The organism is Nonomuraea purpurea (assembly GCF_042650645.1).
Taxonomy (GTDB): Bacteria; Actinomycetota; Actinomycetes; order Streptosporangiales; family Streptosporangiaceae; genus Nonomuraea; species Nonomuraea purpurea.
The window spans coordinates 179,544-199,355 of sequence record NZ_JBHSBI010000004.1 but is presented as its reverse complement, the minus strand read 5'-3'; the positions used below and the strand labels follow the sequence as shown (position 1 = coordinate 199,355).

The following is a 19,812-nucleotide window of genomic DNA, read 5'->3' as shown; positions in this document are numbered from 1 at the left end:
AAAGCAGCCTGCTGGAGCGCCCGGAGCGATCATCAGGGAACCCGGGACGATCTCAGACGGCCCACCAGTGGTGATGGGGCCTGAGAGGGCCACACCGGTGGGGTGGGGGCGTCTGGTGCGTCGAAAGGGGCGAACTGGAGGGGTGAGGGGGTGGGCCGGACGGTGAACATCCGGGGGCTGGTCCTGGGAGGGGGCGGGATCCGCTCCCTGTGACGTATTTCGCTGCTCAGAATCGGGAATTTCTGGGCCCATGTCCGTGGTTTGGGATAGCGAGTTCGGATGTCGGGATTGGGGCCAAATGTTCGCAATGCGGACGTGCCGGGCACCATTCCGGCAGGGTGTTGTAACCTCTACCCACGATATGCAGCAGGGCCAACGTCGTCCCCGCCTGTAGAGCAGTTCGAGACAGACGATGACGACGGGAGGGATTAAATGCCTGCTGCCCACCTCGGGTTCCCCGAGCCCCAGGGCCTCTACCACCCCGCCAACGAGCATGATGCCTGCGGTGTCGCCATGGTCGCCGACGTCGCCGGACGCCGAGGGCACGGGATCGTGGTCAAGGCGCTGACGGCACTGTGCAATCTTGATCATCGGGGGGCCAAGGGTAGCGAGCCGGACACCGGCGACGGAGCCGGGATCCTGACGCAGATCCCCGATGAGTTCTACCGCGCGAGCGTGTCGTTCGCGCTGCCCCCCGCCGGTGCGTACGCCACCGGCATCGGCTTCCTGCCGAGTGACGAGCAGGCCAGGGCCGTGGCCGTGCGCCTGATCGAGGAGATCGCGGCCGAGGAGGGCCTGACCGTGCTCGGCTGGCGGGAGTTGCCGGTCGACCGGGCCCTGCCCGGCCCGAGCGCCCGCGCCGTCATGCCGCACTTCGCCCAGTTGTTCGTCGCCGACCCCGAGGGCCGGGAGGGGCTGGAGCTGGACCGGCTCGCGTTCTGCCTGCGCAAGCGGGCCGAGCACGAGGCCGAGGTCTACTTCCCCTCGCTGTCGGCCAGGACGATCGTCTACAAGGGTATGCTCACGCCCGACCAGGTCGAGCCGTTCTTCCCCGACCTGAGCGACGAGCGTTACGAGAGCGCGATCGCGCTGGTGCACTCGCGCTTCTCCACCAACACCTTCCCCAGTTGGCCGCTGGCCCACCCCTACCGCTACATCGCCCACAACGGCGAGATCAACACGGTCAAGGGCAACCGCAACTGGATGCGTGCCCGCGAGGCGATGCTGGCCTCTGCCCACATCCCGGGCGAAATTTCACGACTTTTCCCCATCTGTGACCCGGATGGCAGTGACACCGCCAGCTTCGACGAGGCCCTCGAACTCCTCCACATCGGCGGCCGGAGCCTGCCCCACGCCGTTCTGATGATGATCCCGGAGGCGTGGGAGAACCACACCGAGATGGACCCCGCCCGCCGGGCGTTCTACGAGTTCCACTCCACGATGATGGAGGCCTGGGACGGCCCCGCCTCGATCACGTTCACCGACGGCACCCTCGCCGGCGCCGTGCTCGACCGCAACGGGCTGCGCCCCGGCCGCTTCTGGGTGACCGCCGACGGCCTGGTCGTGCTGGCCTCCGAGGCCGGCGTGCTCGACTTCAGGCCCGAGGACGTGGTCAGGAAGGGCCGCCTGCAGCCCGGCCGCATGTTCCTCATCGACACCGCCCGCGGCAAGATCATCGAAGACGACGAGATCAAGGCCGAACTGGCCGCCGAGCTGCCCTACGAGGACTGGCTGCACGCGGGGCTCGTCCGCTTCGAGGAACTGCCCGCGCGCCAGTGCGAGATCCCCACGCACGAGGCGCTCGTCAAGCGGCAGCAGACCTTCGGCTACACCGAGGAAGAGCTGCGCGTCATCCTGTCGCCGATGGCCAAGGCCGGTGCCGAGCCGATCGGCTCCATGGGCACCGACACGCCCGTCGCCGTGCTGAGCGAGAAGCCTCGGCTGCTGTTCGACTACTTCACGCAGTTGTTCGCGCAGGTCACGAACCCGCCGCTGGACGCCATCCGTGAAGAGCTGGTCACCTCGCTGGCCAGCACCCTCGGCCCCGAGGGCAACCTGCTCAACCCGGGGCCCGCGTCGTGCCGTCAGCTCGTGCTGCCGTATCCGGTGATCGACAACGACGAACTCGCCAAGATCATCCACATCAACGACGAGCACGACCTGCCCGGCTTCCACCCCTACGTCATCAGCGGCCTGTACGAGGTCGCCGGCGGCGGCCAGGCGCTGCTGCGCCGGCTGCAGGAGATCAGGGCCGAGGCGTCCCAGGCGATCGCCGACGGCGCCCGCGTCATCGTGCTGAGCGACCGCGGCTCGTCCGACGCGCTGGCGCCGATCCCGTCGCTGCTGCTGACCGGCGCGGTGCACCACCACCTGATCCAAGAGAAGACCCGCACCAAGATCGGCCTGGTGGTCGAGACCGGCGAGGCCCGCGAGTGCCACCACATGGCGCTGCTCATCGGCTACGGCGCCGCCGCGATCAACCCCTACCTCGCCATCGAGACCGTCGAGGACCTGGTCGACACCGGCGCGCTGCAGCTCGACAAGCACAAGGCCGTGCGCAACCTGATCAAGGCCTATGGCAAGGGCGTCATCAAGGTCATGTCCAAGATGGGCGTCTCCACGGTGGCCTCCTACACCGGCGCGCAGATCTTCGAGGCGCTCGGGCTGAGCCAGGAGGTCATCGACTCCTGCTTCGCCGGCACCACCTCGCGCCTGGGCGGCGTCGGGTTCGACGTGCTGGCCAAGGAGGTCGAGGGGCGCCACCGCCACGCCTACCCGAGGGTGGAGAACGCCCACCGCAGGCTCCAGGTCGGCGGCGAGTACCAGTGGCGGCGCGAGGGCGAGCCCCATCTGTTCAACCCCGAGACCGTCTTCAAGCTGCAGCACGCCACCAGGACCCGCCGCTACGAGATCTTCAAGGAGTACACGAACCTCGTCGACTCCCAGGCGGAGCGGCTGATGACCCTGCGCGGCCTGTTCAAGCTGCGCAAGGGCGAGCCGATCCCGATCGAGGAGGTCGAGCCGGCCTCGGAGATCGTCAAGCGGTTCTCGACGGGCGCGATGTCGTACGGCTCCATCTCCATGGAGGCCCACGAGACGCTCGCCATCGCGATGAACCGGCTCGGTGGCAAGTCCAACACCGGCGAAGGCGGCGAGGACCCCGAGCGCCTGTACGACGCCACCCGCCGCAGCGCCATCAAGCAGGTGGCCTCGGGCCGGTTCGGCGTCACCAGCGAATACCTGGTGAACGCGGCCGACCTGCAGATCAAGATGGCCCAGGGCGCCAAGCCGGGCGAGGGCGGCCAGCTCCCCGGCCACAAGGTCTACCCCTGGATCGCCAAGACCAGGCACTCCACGCCCGGCGTCGGCCTCATCTCGCCGCCGCCGCACCACGACATCTACTCGATCGAGGACCTGGCCCAGCTCATCCACGACCTGAAGAACTCCAACCCGCAGGCCAGGGTCCACGTGAAGCTGGTCGCCGAGGTCGGTGTCGGCACGGTCGCGGCGGGCGTGTCCAAGGCGCACGCCGACGTGGTGCTCATCTCCGGGCACGACGGCGGCACCGGCGCCTCGCCGCTGACCTCGCTCAAGCACGCGGGCGCGCCATGGGAGCTCGGCCTGGCCGAGACCCAGCAGACCCTGCTGCTGAACGACCTGCGCGACCGCATCGTCGTCCAGGTCGACGGTCAGCTCAAGACCGGCCGCGACGTCGTCATCGCCGCCCTGCTCGGCGCCGAGGAGTACGGCTTCGCCACCGCGCCCCTCGTCGTCAGCGGCTGCGTGATGATGCGGGTCTGCCACCTCGACACCTGCCCCGTGGGCGTCGCCACGCAGAACCCGGAGCTGCGCAAGCGCTTCACCGGCAAGCCGGAGTTCGTGGTCAACTTCTTCGAGTTCATCGCAGAGGAGATCCGCGAATACCTGGCCGAACTGGGCTTCCGCTCGCTCGACGAGGCGATCGGGCACGTCGAGATGCTCGACATGTCGGCGGCCGAGGACCACTGGAAGGCTAGCGGCCTGGACTTGGCGCCGATCCTGCACCGGCCCGAGCTGCCCGCGGGCACCGCGCTGCGCAGGCTCGTCGAGCAGGACCACGGCCTGACGCAGGCGCTGGACAACACCCTCATCCAGCTCGCCGAGGGCGCGCTGAAGGACGGCACCCCGGTCACGCTGGAGCTGCCCATCCGCAACGTCAACCGCACGGTCGGCACCATGCTCGGCTACCAGGTGACCAAGCGGTACGGCGGCAAGGGCCTGCCCGACAACACCATCGACATCTCCTTCACCGGTTCGGCGGGCAACTCGTTCGGCGCGTTCCTGCCGCGCGGCATCACGCTGCGCCTGACCGGCGACGCCAACGACTACCTCGGCAAGGGCCTGTCCGGCGGGCGGATCACCGTCCGGCCGCACGAGGAGGCCCCACTGGACGGCCACATCATCTCCGGCAACGTCGCCCTTTACGGGGCCACCTCCGGCGAGGTGTTCATCCGCGGCGTCGTGGGCGAACGGTTCTGTGTGCGCAACTCCGGCGCCACGGCGGTCGTCGAGGGCGTGGGCGACCACGGCTGCGAGTACATGACCGGCGGCAGGGCCGTGGTGCTCGGCCCGACCGGGCGCAACTTCGCGGCCGGAATGTCGGGCGGCATCGCCTACCTGCTGGACCTGAAGCCCGAGCGGGTCAACCGCGAGATGGTCGCCGTCGAGCCGCTCACCGAACAGGACGCCGACTTCCTCAAGGAGACGGTCGAGAAGCACTTCGCGGAGACCGGCTCGCCGGTCGCCAAGGAGCTGCTGGCCGAGTGGGACGAGGCGCTCGCCAGGTTCGGCAAGATCATGCCGACCGACTACAAGAGGGTGCTGGCAGCCGCCGAGGCCGCCCGCATCGAAGGCAGGGACATCGACGAGGCGGTCATGGCGGCCGCGGTTCAGAGCTAAGGGAGGCGCACCGATGGCTGACCCCAAGGGTTTTCTCACGCACGACCGGGAGCTGCCCGCACGCCGCCCCGTGGACGTCCGCATCAGCGACTGGCAAGAGGTCTACCAGGACTTCTCGCAGGAGAAGCTGACCAAGCAGGCGGCCCGCTGCATGGACTGCGGCATCCCGTTCTGCCACAACGGCTGCCCGCTGGGCAACCTCATCCCCGAGTGGAACGACCTCGTCTTCCGCACCGACTGGCGCGAGGCGATCGAGCGGCTGCACGCCACGAACAACTTCCCCGAGTTCACCGGCAGGCTCTGCCCGGCTCCGTGTGAGGCGGCGTGCGTGCTCGGCATCAACTCCGACCCGGTGGCGATCAAGCGGGTCGAGGTCGAGATCATCGACCGGGCGTTCGCCGAGGGCTGGGTGATCCCGCAGCCCCCGGCGGTCAAGACCGGCAGGAAGGTCGCGGTCGTCGGCTCGGGCCCCGCGGGGCTCGCCGCCGCCCAGCAGCTCACCAGGGCCGGGCATGACGTGGTCGTGTTCGAGCGCGCCGACAGGATCGGCGGGCTGCTGCGTTACGGCATCCCCGAGTTCAAGATGGAGAAGCGGCACATCGAGCGCCGCCTGGAGCAGATGCGCGCCGAGGGCACCGAGTTCCGCACCGGGGTGAACGTCGGCGTCGACGTCACCGCCGCCGAGCTGCGCGAGCAGTTCGACGCCGTGGTGCTGGCCGGTGGCGCGACCCAGTGGCGTGACCTGCCGGTGGCCGGGCGCGAGCTCAAGGGCGTCTACCAGGCGATGGAGTACCTGCCGCTGTCCAACAAGGTCCAGGAGGGCGACCTTCCGGCTTCGCCCGTCTCGGCCGAGGGCAAGCACGTGGTCGTGATCGGCGGCGGCGACACCGGCGCCGACTGCATCGGCACGGCGATCCGCCAGGGCGCCAGGTCGGTCACCCAGCTCGAGATCATGCCGCAGCCGCCGAGCTCCAGGCCGGGCAGCCAGCCGTGGCCGACCTACCCCATGCTGTTCAAGATGGAAAGCGCCCACGAGGAGCTGGAGGACGGCGGGGGAGCGCGCGTGTACGCGGTCTCCACCACCGAGTTCGTCGGCGACGCCGACGGCAACGTGCGGGCGCTGCGCCTGGTCGAGGTCGAGGGGCCGCAGAAGGGCTTCAAGCCGATCCCCGGCACCGAGCGGGAGATCCCGGCCGAGCTGATCACCCTGTCCATGGGCTTCCTCGGGCCGGAGAAGGGCTCGCTGCTGCAGGACCTGGCCGAGGCCGGCGGCGACGGCTTCTACGACGCCAGGGGGAACCTCACGCGGGACAAGACCTACATGTCCAAGGTGGACGGCGTCTTCGTGGCCGGAGACATGGGGCGCGGGCAGTCGCTCATCGTGTGGGCCATCGCCGAGGGGCGGGCTGCCGCCTCGGGCGTGGACCGGTTCCTGACCGGGGACACGGCGCTGCCGTACCCGATCCTGCCGACCGCCAGGCCGCTGGTCTGACGGACAGCCGAAACGACGGCCCGGCCCTCCCGGCCGGGCCGTCGCCTCATGGGGCCCGGATTCTCGCGGGGACGCAGTCGCGGGCCTGCTGGAGGCCGCGTCGGTGGCGCGGGAGATGACCAGCCGCTGGCCCGGCGCCTGGATCGGGGTCAGCACCTCGAAATCGACGCTCAGCGGCCCCGCCGTCGCGTGCAGCAGCGCGCCCGTAGACCTTGACGTCGCGCTCGTTCCACAACCGGGCGAACTCCGCGCTGTGCGAGGTGATCTCCTCGACCAGCTCCGCCAGGGTGGCTGTTCCCCACCAAAAGCGATCAGCGGGGTATTCGTGTAGGGCCCAGATGGGGCCCGAGTCCTTTTCGTCTCACATAAGCTGAAATTTCAGTAGTCAGTTGCATCACCCGGTTTGTACAGGGAAGATGCAGATTCTGCGACAGGTCGGCGGATGGGGGAGCAATGCGGCGGGTCGCCTCTGTTGTGTCGGCGGTCACCGCCCTGATCACCATCGCCGCGTGTGCGTCCACGCCGCTCGCCAAGCCCGCCGCCGCCCGTCACGCCCAGTCCGGCGAATACCTGGTCTTCTACGCCCAAGGACGGCATCAGGAAGCGCTGGACGCCGTCGCGCGGGCCGGGGGCAGCACCGTGGGGGAGGACGGCAGGCTCGGCTACCTCATGGCCACGGGCGGTCGCGACGGGTTCGCGGAGAAACTCGGGACGAACCAGGCCATCGTGGGCGTGTCCTCGGACCGGCGCGCCATCGGCTTCGCCACCGACCACCGCGCCGAGCCGACCACCGACCACCGCGCAGGACCGGCCGCCGCCCGCCGTACCGGGTCCGGGGCGTTCCCCGACGCGTCGGCGCTGGCCAACGGCAGCTCGGGAGAGCCGCTGGCGGGCCGTCAGTGGGACATGCGGATGATCGGCGCGGACCGCGCGCACGCCAAGGCCCCCGGCAACAAGAAGGTGCTGGTCGGCGTCCTCGACACCGGCGTGGACGGCAAGCACCCCGACATCGCCCCCAACTTCAACCGCGAACTCAGCCGCAACTTCGTCACCGACCGGCCCAAGGACGAGAAGGGCAAGACGCTCGACGGCCCCTGCGAGGCCGCCGGCTGCAAGGACCCCGTGGACGTGGACGACGACGGCCACGGCACCCACGTGGCCAGCACGATCGCCTCCCCGATCAACGGCGTCGGCATCGCCGGGGTGGCGCCCGACGTCCAGATCGTGAACATCCGGGCAGGACAGGACTCCGGGTTCTTCTTCCTCAAGCCCAGCCTCGACGCGCTCACCTACGCCGCCGACATCGGCGTGGACGTCGTGAACATGAGCTACTACGTCGACCCCTGGCTGTTCAACTGCCCGGCCAACAAGTCCGACACCAAGAAGGAACAGCTCGAACAGCAGGCCATCATCACCGGCATGCAGCGGGCCATCGACTACGCCCGCAAGAAGAACGTCACGATCATCTCCGCCCTCGGCAACGGCTCGACCGACCTCGGCCGCCCCGAGATCGACTCCGTCAGCCCCGGCTACCCCAAGGGCCAGGAGAAGGAGCGCAAGGTCGACAACTCCTGCATCAACGTGCCGGCCGAGTCCGACGGCGTCATCTCCGTCTCCGCGGTGGGCCCGTCCGGGCGCAAGGCCGTCTACAGCGACTACGGAATCGAACAGACCGATCTGGCCGCGCCCGGCGGGGACGTGCTCGACGGCAAGGGCACCGACGTCGGCCGCTCCATCCTGGCGGCCGCCCCCGAGCACGTGCTGCGGGCCACCGGCCGGATCGACGCCTCGGGCAAACCCAAGGGCGTGGACGTCGTACGGGACTGCCACAAGCGCCCCTGCTCCTACTACCAGTACCTCGACGGCACCTCCATGGCCGCCCCGCACGCCACGGGCGTCGCCGCGATCCTCGTCAGCCGCTTCGGCAAGCCGGGTCCCGGCGGACTCACCCTCGCTCCCGACACCGTCGAGAAGCTGCTCTACCAGACCGCCGACGAGAAGTCCTGCCCGACGCCGCGCGGGTTCGTCTACAAGTCGTATGGTCAAAGTGAGACACATCAATGCGAGGGCGGCGAGTCCCGCAACGGCTTCTACGGCCACGGGATCGTGGACGCCTGGAAGGCGGCAACCTCCGAACCATGATGTATCGCCTCATCGCGAACGCCGCGATGGTGGTGCACTTCGCCTTTCTCGCCTACCTGGCGCTGGGCGGGTTTGTGGCGTTGCGGTGGCGGCGGACGATCTGGGCGCACCTGGCCGTCGTCACCTGGGGCATGCTGTCGATCATCACCCCCATCGAGTGCCCCCTGACCGTCCTCGAAGACTGGGGACGCCGTAAGGGCGGGGAAGCGGGCCTGCCGGCCAGCGGGTTCATCGATCACTACATCGAGGGAGTGATCTACCCGGAGCAGTACACGAACTTGGTACGACTGGGGGTCGCCGTTCTCGTTCTGTTCTCCTATCTCCTGTACGTTCTCCGTCGTCAGTGACTGCCAAGTGGTCTGTACCAATTAAGGTAGGACTCGTGACTCGTCGCGCGAAAATCGTCTGCACCCTAGGCCCCGCCACATCGTCCAAAGAGCGCCTCCGCGAGCTGATCGCCGCGGGCATGGACGTGGCACGGTTCAACCTCAGCCATGGCAATCATGACATGCACAGAGAGGTCTACGACCGGGTCAAGGAGGTGGCGGCCGACCTCGGCCGCGGCGTAGGCGTCCTCGCCGACCTCCAAGGCCCCAAGATCCGCGTCGGCACGTTCGAGGAAGGCCCCGTCAGGCTGGGGTTCGGCGACGTCTTCACCATCACCACCGAAGACGTCCCCGGCGACCGCGAGCAGGTCTCCACCACCTACAAGGGGCTGCCGAAGGACGTGCGTCCCGGTGACACGATCCTCGTCGACGACGGTCGCCTCGTGCTCGAGGCCACCCGCGTCGACGGCGAGCGCATCATCACCCGCGTCGTCATCGGCGGCATGATCTCCGACAACAAGGGCCTCAACCTGCCGGGCGTCAACGTCAGCGCCCCCGCCCTGACCGACAAGGACGAAGCCGACCTGCGCTGGGCGCTGCGCACCGGCTTCGACATGATCGCCCTGTCGTTCGTCCGCCGCCCGTCCGACGCCGACGTGGTGCGCAACATCATGGAGCAGGAGGCCGTGCGCCTGCCGCTGCTCGCCAAGATCGAGAAGCCGCAGGCGGTCGAGCGCCTCCCCGAGATCGTCGAGGCGTTCGACGGCATCATGGTGGCCCGCGGCGACCTGGGCGTCGAACTGCCCCTGGAGCAGGTCCCGATCGTGCAGCGGCGCATCATCGAACTGTGCCGCGAGAAGGCCCGCCCGGTCATCGTCGCCACCCAGATGCTCGACTCGATGATGAACGCCCCGCGCCCCACCCGCGCGGAAGCCTCCGACGTGGCCTACGCGGTCATGGACGGCGCCGACGCGGTCATGCTGTCGGGCGAGACCTCCGTCGGCAACTACCCGATCGAGGCCGTCTCCACGATGGACCGCATCGCCTGCGCCGCGGAAGAGACGTCCCTGCACGCCACCCACACGCTCGACCGCATGCCGGAGACGACCGGCGGCGCGATCGCGCGGGCCGCGGCCGAAGTGGGGGCCATCGTGGGGGCCAAGGCGCTGGTGGCCTTCACGATGTCGGGGGAGACCGCGCGGCGGCTGGCCCGCTACCGCTCGCCGATCCCGCTGCTGGCCTTCACCTCGGCGCCCCATGTGCGGGGGCAGCTGTCGTTGACGTGGGGGACCGAGACGTTCCACGTGCCGTTCGTGCACCACACCGATGACATGGTGCGGCAGGTCGAGGCGTCACTTCTGTCCCTGGGCCGCCTCGAGAAGGGCGACAAAGTCGTCATCGTGGCCGGTTCCCCTCCCGGCACCCCGGGCTCCACAAACGCCCTCCGCGTCCACACGATTGGGTCAGCCGTATCCCACGCCCATTGAGCGGGGGTTCAACAAAGCCCATCCCGTACACGCTGCCGTGGCCGACCACCCGCCGCACTCCGGCTGGCGGCCCTCCAGGAAACGGCCTCTGACCCGGGTTGTGGGTTCATTTTGTACGCGCTGCCGTGGTCGGCCACCCGCCGTACTTCGGCTGATGGCCCTCCAGGAAACGGCCCCTGACCCTTCAGCGGCTAGGCGCCGTTACGGAGCGTTTTGTTGGCCTCGGCCGTGGTTCAGGCGGGCACTGTCATGTCTGAGTGGCATGCCCGCCTTGAACCCCCGGGCCCACACCCCGAGTGGCGCTTTTTCAGTCGTTGGTGTGGAGGGCGGTGTTGAGTTCGATGCCGGTGCCCTTGCGGGGGACGGCTTCTACGGTGCCTGACTGGGAGTTTCTGCGGAGCAGGATGCCGGTGGAGCCGGACAGTTCGGCGGCCTTGACGGTTGTGCCGTCGGGGAGGGTGACCTTGGTGCCGGCCGTGACGTACAAGCCTGCTTCCACCACGGAGTCGTCGCCCAGGGAGATGCCCAGGCCCGAGTTGGCGCCCAGGAGGCAGCGGTCTCCGATGGAGATGACCTGCTTGCCGCCGCCGGACAGCGTTCCCATGATCGAGGCGCCGCCGCCCACGTCGGAGCCGTCGCCGACGACGACGCCGGCCGAGATGCGGCCCTCGACCATCGAGGCGCCCAGGGTGCCGGCGTTGAAGTTCACGAAGCCCTCGTGCATGACCGTGGTGCCGCTGGCCAGGTGGGCGCCGAGGCGGACCCGGTCGGCGTCGGCGATGCGCACGCCGGAGGGCAGCACGTAGTCGACCATCCGGGGGAACTTGTCGACCCCGTAGACCGTCACGGCGCCTCTGGCGCGCAGCCGCAGGCGGGTGCGTTCGAAGCCGGGCACCGGGCAGGGGCCGAAGTTGGTCCACGCGACGTTGGCGAGCAGGCCGAAGATGCCGTCGAGGTTCGTGCCGTGGGGCTTGATCAGGCGGGAGGAGATGAGGTGCAGCCGCAGGTAGACGTCGTGGGCGTCCACGGGAGGCTCGGAGAGCTTGGCGATGCCGGTGCGCACCGCCACCACCTCCACGCCCCGTGCGGCGTCGGGCCCCGTCAGCTCGGCGAGCTCTCCGGCCTCGCCGGCGGACAGCCGCTCGGTGCCCGTCTGGGGCGCCTCGCCCAGCTCGGGGTCGGGGAACCAGGTGTCGAGTACGGTGCCGTCGGCGGCGATGGTGGCCAGGCCGACGCCGAACGCGCCGGTCGAGGTGGGATCGATAGCAGTCACGGGGCCAAAAATACCGTTTCGAGGTCAGCCCAGGGCGCCCAGGTCGGCGGAGAGCCAGCGTTCAGGCCGCATCCGGAAGGTGACCAGGACGTTCAGGTCCGAGCCCTGCACGTATCCCGACAGCGCGTCGGGCGGCAGGTAGCGCGCCGCGATGCGGGTCAGGTCGTCCAGCGTGGAGGGGTGGGAGCGCACGAGCGGCCCCTCCACCGACACGTACCGGTAGGTCGGGCTGCTGCGCTGCACCAGTAGTGAGAAGCGGCCCGCCTTCGTGATCAGGTTCGCCTTGAGCGAGTCGCCGTCGGTCAGGAAGCGGATCTCGCCGCCCGGGTCGTAGTCGTACCAGACGGGCACGTTCAACGGCCCTCGTCCATCACCGGCCTCCACGGCCAGGCTCGCGATGTGCGGCTCCGCCAGGAACGCCTTCCGCGCCGCCACGCTCAACGGCATCCGCCCCCACCCCCGTCTTCACTGTTCGTGAGACGGCTATTCCCTGTGGGAGCGTTCCCGAAAGCTCGTTTGTCGCGCTATGGCATTCCGCGACCGTTGTGGCCGTGCGGACGAAGGCCGCCAGCGCCCTCGACCGCGTCCGCTCCGGCCAGGCCAGCACCACGGTCGTCGGCGGGCCGTCCAGCACCGGCACGCAGACCAGGTCGCGTCGCAGTTGGTCCCTGACCGACTCCGGCCCCACCGCGATCAGCCGGCCCAGCGCGACGAGCTGCATCAGGGTCGCGGGGTCGCTGATCTCCCGCTGCTGCCCCGGCCAGCAGGGCGTCGGGTCGTCGTCCAGGTCTGCCAGGCGCACGAAGGCCCGTCCGGCCAGCCGGTGCCCGGACGACAGGATCGCGATGCTCGCCTCCACGCGCAGCGGCTCGCTGTCGAAGCCGGTCAGGTCCTCGTACGGGCTGTGCAGGAACGCCACGTCGGCCCGGCCGTCACGCAGCAGCCGCGCCCGCTCCGCCACCCCGCACAGGACCAGCTCCACCTCGACGGCGTCCGGACTGGCGCGGTAGGCGGCGAGGATGGCGGGCAGCAGGCCGCCGTCACCGCCCGGCTTCATCGCCACGACCAGCCGGGGCTCGGCCCGCCCGGCCCGCTGCGTGCGGACCCTGGCCGCGGCCACCGCGTCCAGAACCTTGGCCGCCTCCCTGGCCAGCACCTCACCCGCCGGGGTCAACGAGATCCGCCGCCCCGACCGGTCGATCAATGTGACCCCGAGCCGCCGCTCCAGCTTCTGGATCGCTCGGGACAGCGGCGGTTGCGCCATACCGAGCCGCTCGGCCGCCCGCCCGAAGTGCAGCTCCTCCGCGACGGCCGCGAAATAGGCGAGCTCGCGAGTCTCCATACCCTCAGGGTATTGGTCGTGACTTACCCGGTGTTGGCCCCGGCGCGGCGAGCGGTGGTGTGCTTCCCGACATGACGGATAAGAGAACAGCCCTGGTGACGGGAGCGAACAAGGGCATCGGGTACGAGGCCGCCGCGGGGCTCGCGCGTGCGGGCATGACCGTGCTGCTCGGCTCCCGCGACCGTGAGCGGGGCGAGCAGGCCGCGGCCCGCCTCCGCGCGGCGGGCGGCGACGTACGCCCGATCGTGCTGGACGTCACCGACCCGGCCACCATCGAGGCCGCCGCAGCCGCGCTGACCCGCCTCGACGTGCTCGTCAACAACGCCGGCAGCTCCGGCCCCCTGGACGAGACGCCGAGCACCACGCCGGTCCAGAGCCTGCGCGCGGTGCTGGAGACCAACCTCGTCGGCGTCCTCATGGTCACCAACGCCGTGCTTCCCCTGCTGCGGCGCTCGCCCGTGGCCCGCATCGTCAACGTCTCCAGCGGCGTCGGCTCCCTCGCCCACCACACCGACCCCGGCCACTACATGTCCGGACTGCCCGCCTCGGCCACCTATCCGGTGTCCAAGACCGCCCTCAACGCCCTGACCGTTCAGTACGCCAAAGAGCTCCGCAAGGACGGGATCCTGGTCAACGCCGCCGCGCCCGGCGCCTGCGCCACCGACTTCACCAAGGACCTGCCGTTCAAAATCACTCGCACCGCCGCGGACGGCGCCGCCATTATCGTCAGGTTGGCCACCCTCGGCTCCGACGGGCCGACGGGCGGGTTCTATGACGATGACGGGATTGTGCCTTGGTAGACATCATTGAACTGAACCGGCGATCCGTGCAGGCCACCATCGACCTCCTGGACACCCTCAAGCCGGACGACCTGGACAGGCCGACGCCGTGCGCCGGATGGACCGTACGCGACCTGCTGGAACACCAGATCGCGCAGAACCACGGCTTCGCCTTCGCGGCCTCGGGACAGCGATCGGACCTTGCCGGCTGGCGGCCCCGCCCCCTGGGTGCCGACCCGGCCGCCGAGCACGCCGCCTCCGCCCGCGCCGTCCTGGCCGCCTTCGGCGCCGACGGCGTCCTCGACCGCCCGTTCTACCTCCCAGAGGTACGTGACGGCGGGCCGTTCCCCGCGGAGCGGGCGATCGGCTTCCACTTCATCGACTGCGTGGCGCACGGCTGGGACTTCGCCAAGGCCCTGGGCTTCCCGCCCAACGTGGACGAGGACCTCGCCGCGGCCGCCCTCCCCTTGACCCGCCAGGTGCCGGACACGCCGGAGTCGCGCGGCGAAGGCAAGTCGTTCCTCCGCGGCCTGCCCGCCCCCGCCGACGCCCCGGCCCTGGACCAGGTCGTCGCCCTCCTGGGCCGCTCGCCCGACTGGACACCGTGACGCGTCAGTATTTGGGCCCGACGTAGACGTCCAGCAACTCGACGGCCTCCCGCCTGGCGACAGACAGCTCGTTGCGGTTGTTGAACCGCCAGGCGACGCCCAGCAGATCCAGCGCCTCGCCGCAGAGGGCCAGGATGTCGGGGGACTCGTTCTTGAAGTGGTAGCGAGGATATTCGTACCAGCGGACGCCGCTGGGGAGGACACGGCGCACACGGTTCATACCCCGGCAGCCATCGGAGTGTATGAGGCCCCTGACGAAACGGCCGGGATGCGCCGAGACGATCTCGCGCTGCCATGGCTCGAGCACAATCGGCCGCTGGTGCTTTTTGCCAGGCCCGTGCTGGGGAAACAGGTGCGGCCAGTGCTTGGAGAGGCTCTTGACTTCGGTGCAGCCGTTGCGGTGGCGGCGGCTGATCACTGAGGTCGGCATCACTTGCGCCATTGCGGTGGCGGCTTCCTCGATGAGGCCAGGCCAGCGGTCGTCGCAGTAGATGGAGAGCAGGTAGACGCCCTTGGGGCACGCCACAATGTGACCGTCGCCGAGGTAGAGGCCCAGGAGGTGGATATAGCTGTCGGCAGGCCTGGGAGTTCGGGCACGCGGCGCGCACCGGGCACAGGTTCGGGTCAACGGAGAGTCGGCTACTGGTCCGTTGCGCCAGCGGCGGATGGTGTTCGTGCTGACGCCGGTCTGCCTACTCGCCTCGCCAATGGTGAGTCCCGAGGCGAGCAGACGAAGGGTTTCGTCACGGACAGCGAGATCATACATGCGGAGAGTGTTGCAGTTGGATACGACAAAACCGCCCGGCCGAGCGGGCCGGGCGGTTGATCGTGCCCCGGGTGGGATTCGAACCCACACTGTGCGGGTTTTGAGTCCGCTTTCTCTCCCGTTGGAATACCGGGGCAGGAGCCCGGATTAGCGGACTCATGGGTATCACTTGGTTGAATCCTAGCCCAACCCGAAGCTGCTCCGACCTGGCGTGGATCTAATCTACCGGACATCTGTACTCTTCTGCTCGTGAGTACGCAGCGGCGAGTAGTGATCGCGGAAGACGAGGCCCTGATCCGCCTCGACCTCAAGGAGATGCTCCAGGAGGACGGCTACGTCGTCGTGGGCGAGGCCGGTGACGGTGAGCAGGCGATCAGGCTGGCCGCCGATCTGAGACCCGACCTCGTGATCCTCGACGTGAAGATGCCCGTCCTCGACGGCATCTCCGCGGCCGAGCGCATCGTGGCGGAGCGGATCGCCCCGTGCCTGATCCTGACCGCTTTCTCCCAGCGTGACCTGGTCGAGCGGGCCAGGGACGCGGGGGCGATGGCCTACCTGGTCAAACCGTTCACGAAGGCGGATCTGGTGCCGGCGATCGAGATGGCGGTCAGCAGGCACGAGGAGATGGTGGCGCTGGCGGCCGAGGTGTCGAGCCTGTCGGAGCGGCTGGAGACCAGGAAGTTGGTCGAGCGCGCCAAGGGGCAGTTGATGACGCAGCACGGCTGGAGTGAGCCGCAAGCGTTCAGGTGGATCCAGAAGGCGTCGATGGACCGGCGGCTGAGCATGCGGGAGGTTGCTCAGATCGTTATAGACGACGCGGCCGAGCGGAGCTGAGGGGCTCTTTATCAGCTTCTCCGGCCGGGTGGGTTGTGGAGCGGTCACGAGTGGGCATCCAACCGGCTTCGGATGCTTTCGTGGCGGGCGTCCCGGCGCGTAACTGATGGGCGGACGGACGAAGGTCCGCTCATCGCGAACGGAGACGCTTCGATGATCGGTATTTTCCGCGCGCCGCTCGCCGTCACCGCGGCGTGCCTGGCGCTGGCGGCGTGTTCCGGCGGGAACACGACCGCCCGCCCCGACGCGACAGGCCCCGCTTCCGCGCAGCCCGGTTCGGCCCCCGCGGGGAAGGGGGACGGCACGCTGGCCGTCGGCACGGTGCTGCCGCAGACGGGCTCGCTCGCGTACTTGGGGCCGCCCATGTTCGCGGGCGTCGATCTGGCGCTCAAGGAGATCAACGAGGCCGGCGGTGTGCTCGGCAGGCCGGTGACGAAGTCCGACACCGACTCGGGCGACACGACCACGAACATCGCCGGGCAGGCGGTCGACCGGTTGCTGACGCAGAAGGTGGACGCGATCATCGGCGCGGCCTCGTCGTCGGTGTCGGAGTCGATCATCGACAAGATCACGCGTGCCGGGGTGGTGCAGTTCTCGCCGGCCAACACCTCCGACGAGTTCACCACGATCAACGACAAGGGGCTCTACTTCCGCACCGCGCCGCCGGACACGTTACAGGGGCGGGTCCTGGGTGACGTGGTGGCCGCCGACGGCAACGACACCGTCGGCATCCTGGCCATGCAGGACTCCTACGGCACCGGCCTGGCCGATCAGGTGACCAGGACCGCGCAGGAGGCGGGCGCCACGGTGGTGGAGCGGGTGGACTACGACCCGAAGGCGGCCGACTTCTCCGCCGACGTCGCCAAGATCAAGGCGAAGAACCCCAAGGGCATCGTGCTGATCGGCTTCCAGGAGACGGCGAAGGTCGTGCAGGAGCTGGTCAAGCAGGGCCTGACGGCCGACAAGCACAGGTGGTACATGGTGGACGGCAACATGTCGAACACCAACTACGCCAAGGCGCCGAAGGGGACGATGAAGGACGTCAAGGGCACGCTGCCGGGGGCGGCGGCGCCGGAGGCGTTCCAGAAGCGGCTGCTGGCCGTCAACGGCGAGCTGACCGAGTACACCTACGCGGCGGAGTCGTACGACGCGCTGATCCTGATCGCGCTGGCGGCCGAGGCGGGCAAGGACGACTCGGGCGCGTCGATCGCGGCGCACCTGGTCGAGGTGAGCAAGACCGGTGAGCGGTGCACGAGCTTCAAGCAGTGCGCGGACCTGCTGAAGGCGGGCGAGGACATCGACTACGACGGTGTCAGCGGCCCGGTGGACTTCAACGACGTGGGCGACCCGACGGTGGCGACGATCGGCATCTACCAGTACGGGGCGGACAACATGTACGACGCGGCCAAGGCGATCGAATATCGCCGGGGCAACATCGCCGGCTGAGGCGGCGGACTCCGATATTCGGCCCCGGCTCCGCCCATTTGGGGACCGGGGCCCTGTCCGGTCTGTCCGTAACTCTTATGAAACATGCCATTACGCTGGGTGTTTGGGACATTACGAATGTGTATAAAAGCCGCGTGAGAACTCCACACTTCCTCTTTGGGCAGGCATGCTGACCTTGGAAAACCCGGCGAAGGTGTTCGTTCCTTCGCTGAGATAGGGGGAGTCTCTTATATGAAGCGCATTGCTCCAACGGCACGCGTGCTGGCCGTGGCGGCCGCGGCGAGCCTGGCCCTGACCGCTTGCGGCGGCGGTGGCGACACGGCCGCGCAGCAGTCCGAGTCGGCGGCCCCGTCCGCGGCGGCCTCCTCGGCTCCCGCGGCCAAGGGCGACGGCACGCTGACCATCGGAACGGTGCTGCCGCAGACCGGTTCGCTGGCCTTCCTCGGCCCGCCCGAGATCGCGGGCGTCGACCTGGCGCTCAAGGAGATCAACGAGGCCGGCGGCGTGCTCGGCAAACCGGTCAACAAGATCCACACTGACTCGGGCGACACGACCACGAACATCGCCGGCCAGTCGGTCGACAAGCTCCTCGCCCAGAAGACCGACGCCATCATCGGCGCCGCCTCCTCGTCGGTGTCGGAGTCGATCATCGACAAGGTCACCGGCGCGGGCGTCGTCCAGTTCTCGCCGGCCAACACCTCCGACAAGTTCACCACGATCGAGGACAACGGCCTGTACTTCCGTACGGCGCCGCCGGACAAGCTGCAGGGCCGCGTGCTCGGCGACCTGGTCGTGGCCGACGGCAACGACACGGTCGGCATCCTGGCCATGCAGGACTCCTACGGCACCGGCCTGGCCGACCAGATCACCACGACGGCCGAGGCGGCCGGCGCGTCGGTCGTGGAGCGGGTGGACTACGACCCGAAGGCGGCCGACTTCTCCGCCGACGTCACCAAGATCAAGGCCAAGAACCCGAAGGCGATCGTCCTGATCGGCTTCGAGGAGGGCGCCAAGGTCGTGCAGGAGCTGGTCAAGCAGGGCCTGACGGCCGACAAGGTCAAGTGGTACATGGTGGACGGCAACATGTCGAACACCAACTACCTGAAGATGCCCAAGGGCACGCTCAAGGGCGTCAAGGGCACCATCCCAGGAGCCGAGGCGCCGGAGGAGTTCAAGAAGAAGCTCCTGGAGGTGAACGGCGACCTCAAGGACTACACCTACGCCGCCGAGTCCTACGACGCCGCCAACCTCATCGCTCTTGCGGCCGAGGCGGCCAAGGACGACACCGGCAAGGCCATCGCGTCCAAGCTGGCCGAGGTCAGCAAGGGCGGCGAGAAGTGCAAGAGCTTCAAGCAGTGCGTCGACCTGTTGAAGGACGGCAAGGACATCGACTACGAGGGCGTCAGCGGCCCGGTCGAGTTCGACGCCGCCGGTGACCCGTCCGTGGCCACCATCGGCATCTACCAGTACGGCGACGACAACAAGTACCCCGGCAAGGCGCTGGAGTACCGCACCGGCAACATCCAGGGCTGACCTAGCCCAGACCGCACACCTTCATCGCGTAGGCGATGAGGCGGTCCTGCAGGGGCTTGGGCGGCACCACGATGACCACCCGCTCCTGGCCCCCGTCGATGTCGGCCCGCACGGGGAACAGGAACGCCTTCTTCGCCTCGGCGAAGGCGTGCGGGTCGCAGCGGCCGGGGGTGAGCGTGATCGGCACCTCCAGCCGCTGCCGGCCGGCCTCCAGCACGCCCAGGGGCCGGCGCTCGGGCGTGACGATGTAGTGGGTCGTGCCGTCCATGTCGTTGAGCGACACCGCGCCCGCGCCGCGCCGCGTGACCACGAGTTCGCCCTTCATGGCCTTGCCCACCTGCTCCCAGCGCGGGCCGAACTCGATGCCCGCCGCCTGCTTGATCAGGAACTCCGAGCACTCGTCACGCAGCAGCCTGGCCAGCAGCGGGTCGGGGTGCGGCACCGTGAAGACCACCTTGCGCAACTGCCCGGGGCCCGGGCCGAGATTGGCGACGACCGTGGCCGGCCGGACCTCGGGCAGGCCCGTGGGGGAGCAGTTGGCGGCGCCGTAGGTGATGCGCAGGTCCGTGCGCTCGGTCCGCTTGATGACGGCGTCGGCCTCTTGCGGCGGCAGCGTTTCGAACGAGGGCGTGACGAGCTGGACGTCCGAGAAATACACCGGGGTGTCGGTGATATTTCGGACAGCCACTTCCAGGGCGTGCGCGGGCTCATCGGAGCGCCATTGGGCGAGTGAGACGGACACGCCGGCGGGCGGCTCGGTCGAGGGTGGCGCGGGCGGCTCGGAAGCGCCGCAACCGGCCAGGAGGACCGTCGTGACAAGGCAGAGCGTAATGCGCTTCACCTGTC

Annotated in this window: 15 protein-coding genes and 1 tRNA gene; 10 read left to right on the top strand and 6 right to left on the bottom strand. The window is 69.1% G+C overall.

What is annotated here, in order from left to right; translation table 11 throughout:
* Nucleotides 1–432 precede the first annotated feature (432 nt).
* The 5 genes from gltB to pyk all read left to right on the top strand — a co-directional run bounded on the left by gltB (nt 433) and on the right by pyk (nt 10,385).
* A complete protein-coding gene (gene gltB / locus ACFOY2_RS09785; RefSeq protein ID WP_379527634.1) occupies nt 433–4,938 on the top strand; it encodes a glutamate synthase large subunit in 4,506 nt (1,501 codons plus the stop codon).
* A 13-nt stretch (nt 4,939–4,951) separates the two neighbouring features.
* The gene (locus ACFOY2_RS09780; RefSeq protein ID WP_379527633.1) at nt 4,952–6,430 is read left to right on the top strand and encodes a glutamate synthase subunit beta; all 1,479 of its coding nucleotides are present in this window, start codon (nt 4,952–4,954) and stop codon (nt 6,428–6,430) included.
* Nucleotides 6,431–6,883: 453 nt separating this feature from the next.
* Entirely contained in the window at nt 6,884–8,572 is a 1,689-nt protein-coding gene (locus ACFOY2_RS09775) for a S8 family peptidase (protein ID WP_379527632.1), read from the top strand.
* Nucleotides 8,569–8,919 (top strand): DUF2784 domain-containing protein, encoded by a 351-nt coding sequence (locus ACFOY2_RS09770; RefSeq protein ID WP_379527631.1) that lies wholly within the window; start codon nt 8,569–8,571, stop codon nt 8,917–8,919. Before ACFOY2_RS09775 ends, ACFOY2_RS09770 begins: the two co-directional genes overlap by 4 nt.
* A 35-nt stretch (nt 8,920–8,954) precedes the next feature.
* Complete coding sequence (pyk, locus tag ACFOY2_RS09765) at nt 8,955–10,385, top strand: pyruvate kinase (RefSeq protein ID WP_379527630.1); 1,431 nt, start codon at nt 8,955–8,957, stop codon at nt 10,383–10,385.
* A gap of 307 nt (nt 10,386–10,692) precedes the next feature.
* Here pyk and dapD read toward each other — a convergent pair whose 3' ends face one another.
* From dapD to ACFOY2_RS09750, 3 genes are read right to left on the bottom strand one after another with little or no spacing between them, the layout of a single operon-like run.
* The gene (dapD, locus tag ACFOY2_RS09760) at nt 10,693–11,658 is read right to left on the bottom strand and encodes a 2,3,4,5-tetrahydropyridine-2,6-dicarboxylate N-succinyltransferase (protein WP_379527629.1); all 966 of its coding nucleotides are present in this window, start codon (nt 11,656–11,658) and stop codon (nt 10,693–10,695) included.
* A gap of 24 nt (nt 11,659–11,682) precedes the next feature.
* Nucleotides 11,683–12,015: a pyridoxamine 5'-phosphate oxidase family protein gene (locus ACFOY2_RS09755; RefSeq protein WP_449290131.1), complete on the bottom strand. Its 333-nt coding sequence runs from the start codon at nt 12,013–12,015 to the stop codon at nt 11,683–11,685.
* Between the two features lie 13 nt (nt 12,016–12,028).
* On the bottom strand, nt 12,029–13,000 hold the full coding sequence (locus tag ACFOY2_RS09750) for a LysR family transcriptional regulator (protein WP_379527627.1): 972 nt from the start codon (nt 12,998–13,000) through the stop codon (nt 12,029–12,031).
* A 71-nt stretch (nt 13,001–13,071) separates the two neighbouring features.
* On the opposite strand from ACFOY2_RS09750, the gene ACFOY2_RS09745 reads away from it, so the two are divergent.
* Together ACFOY2_RS09745 and ACFOY2_RS09740 are read left to right on the top strand one after the other, a co-directional pair.
* Complete coding sequence (locus ACFOY2_RS09745; RefSeq protein ID WP_379527626.1) at nt 13,072–13,800, top strand: SDR family NAD(P)-dependent oxidoreductase; 729 nt, start codon at nt 13,072–13,074, stop codon at nt 13,798–13,800.
* The gene (locus tag ACFOY2_RS09740) at nt 13,794–14,387 is read left to right on the top strand and encodes a TIGR03086 family metal-binding protein (RefSeq protein ID WP_379527625.1); all 594 of its coding nucleotides are present in this window, start codon (nt 13,794–13,796) and stop codon (nt 14,385–14,387) included. The genes ACFOY2_RS09745 and ACFOY2_RS09740 overlap by 7 nt, the downstream gene beginning before the upstream one ends.
* 4 nt (nt 14,388–14,391) lie before the next feature.
* Here ACFOY2_RS09740 and ACFOY2_RS09735 read toward each other — a convergent pair whose 3' ends face one another.
* Nucleotides 14,392–15,153 carry a helix-turn-helix domain-containing protein gene (locus ACFOY2_RS09735; protein WP_379527624.1) on the bottom strand — a complete coding sequence of 254 codons (762 nt, stop codon included), beginning with the start codon at nt 15,151–15,153 and terminating at the stop codon, nt 14,392–14,394.
* Between the two features lie 63 nt (nt 15,154–15,216).
* Nucleotides 15,217–15,289: transfer RNA gene (locus ACFOY2_RS09730), tRNA-Leu, on the bottom strand.
* A gap of 113 nt (nt 15,290–15,402) precedes the next feature.
* On the opposite strand from ACFOY2_RS09730, the gene ACFOY2_RS09725 reads away from it, so the two are divergent.
* The 3 genes from ACFOY2_RS09725 (at nt 15,403) to ACFOY2_RS09715 (ending at nt 18,966) form a co-directional block, all read left to right on the top strand.
* Nucleotides 15,403–15,987, top strand: coding sequence for an ANTAR domain-containing response regulator (locus tag ACFOY2_RS09725; protein WP_379527623.1), 585 nt, complete (start codon nt 15,403–15,405; stop codon nt 15,985–15,987).
* Between the two features lie 153 nt (nt 15,988–16,140).
* Complete coding sequence (locus tag ACFOY2_RS09720; protein ID WP_379527622.1) at nt 16,141–17,433, top strand: ABC transporter substrate-binding protein; 1,293 nt, start codon at nt 16,141–16,143, stop codon at nt 17,431–17,433.
* A gap of 231 nt (nt 17,434–17,664) precedes the next feature.
* Nucleotides 17,665–18,966: an ABC transporter substrate-binding protein gene (locus ACFOY2_RS09715; protein WP_379527621.1), complete on the top strand. Its 1,302-nt coding sequence runs from the start codon at nt 17,665–17,667 to the stop codon at nt 18,964–18,966.
* A 1-nt stretch (nt 18,967) separates the two neighbouring features.
* On the opposite strand, the gene ACFOY2_RS09710 is transcribed toward ACFOY2_RS09715, so the two are convergent.
* Nucleotides 18,968–19,807, bottom strand: a complete 840-nt coding sequence (locus ACFOY2_RS09710; RefSeq protein ID WP_379527620.1) for a hypothetical protein — start codon at nt 19,805–19,807, stop codon at nt 18,968–18,970.
* Between the last annotated feature and the right edge of the window lie 5 nt (nt 19,808–19,812).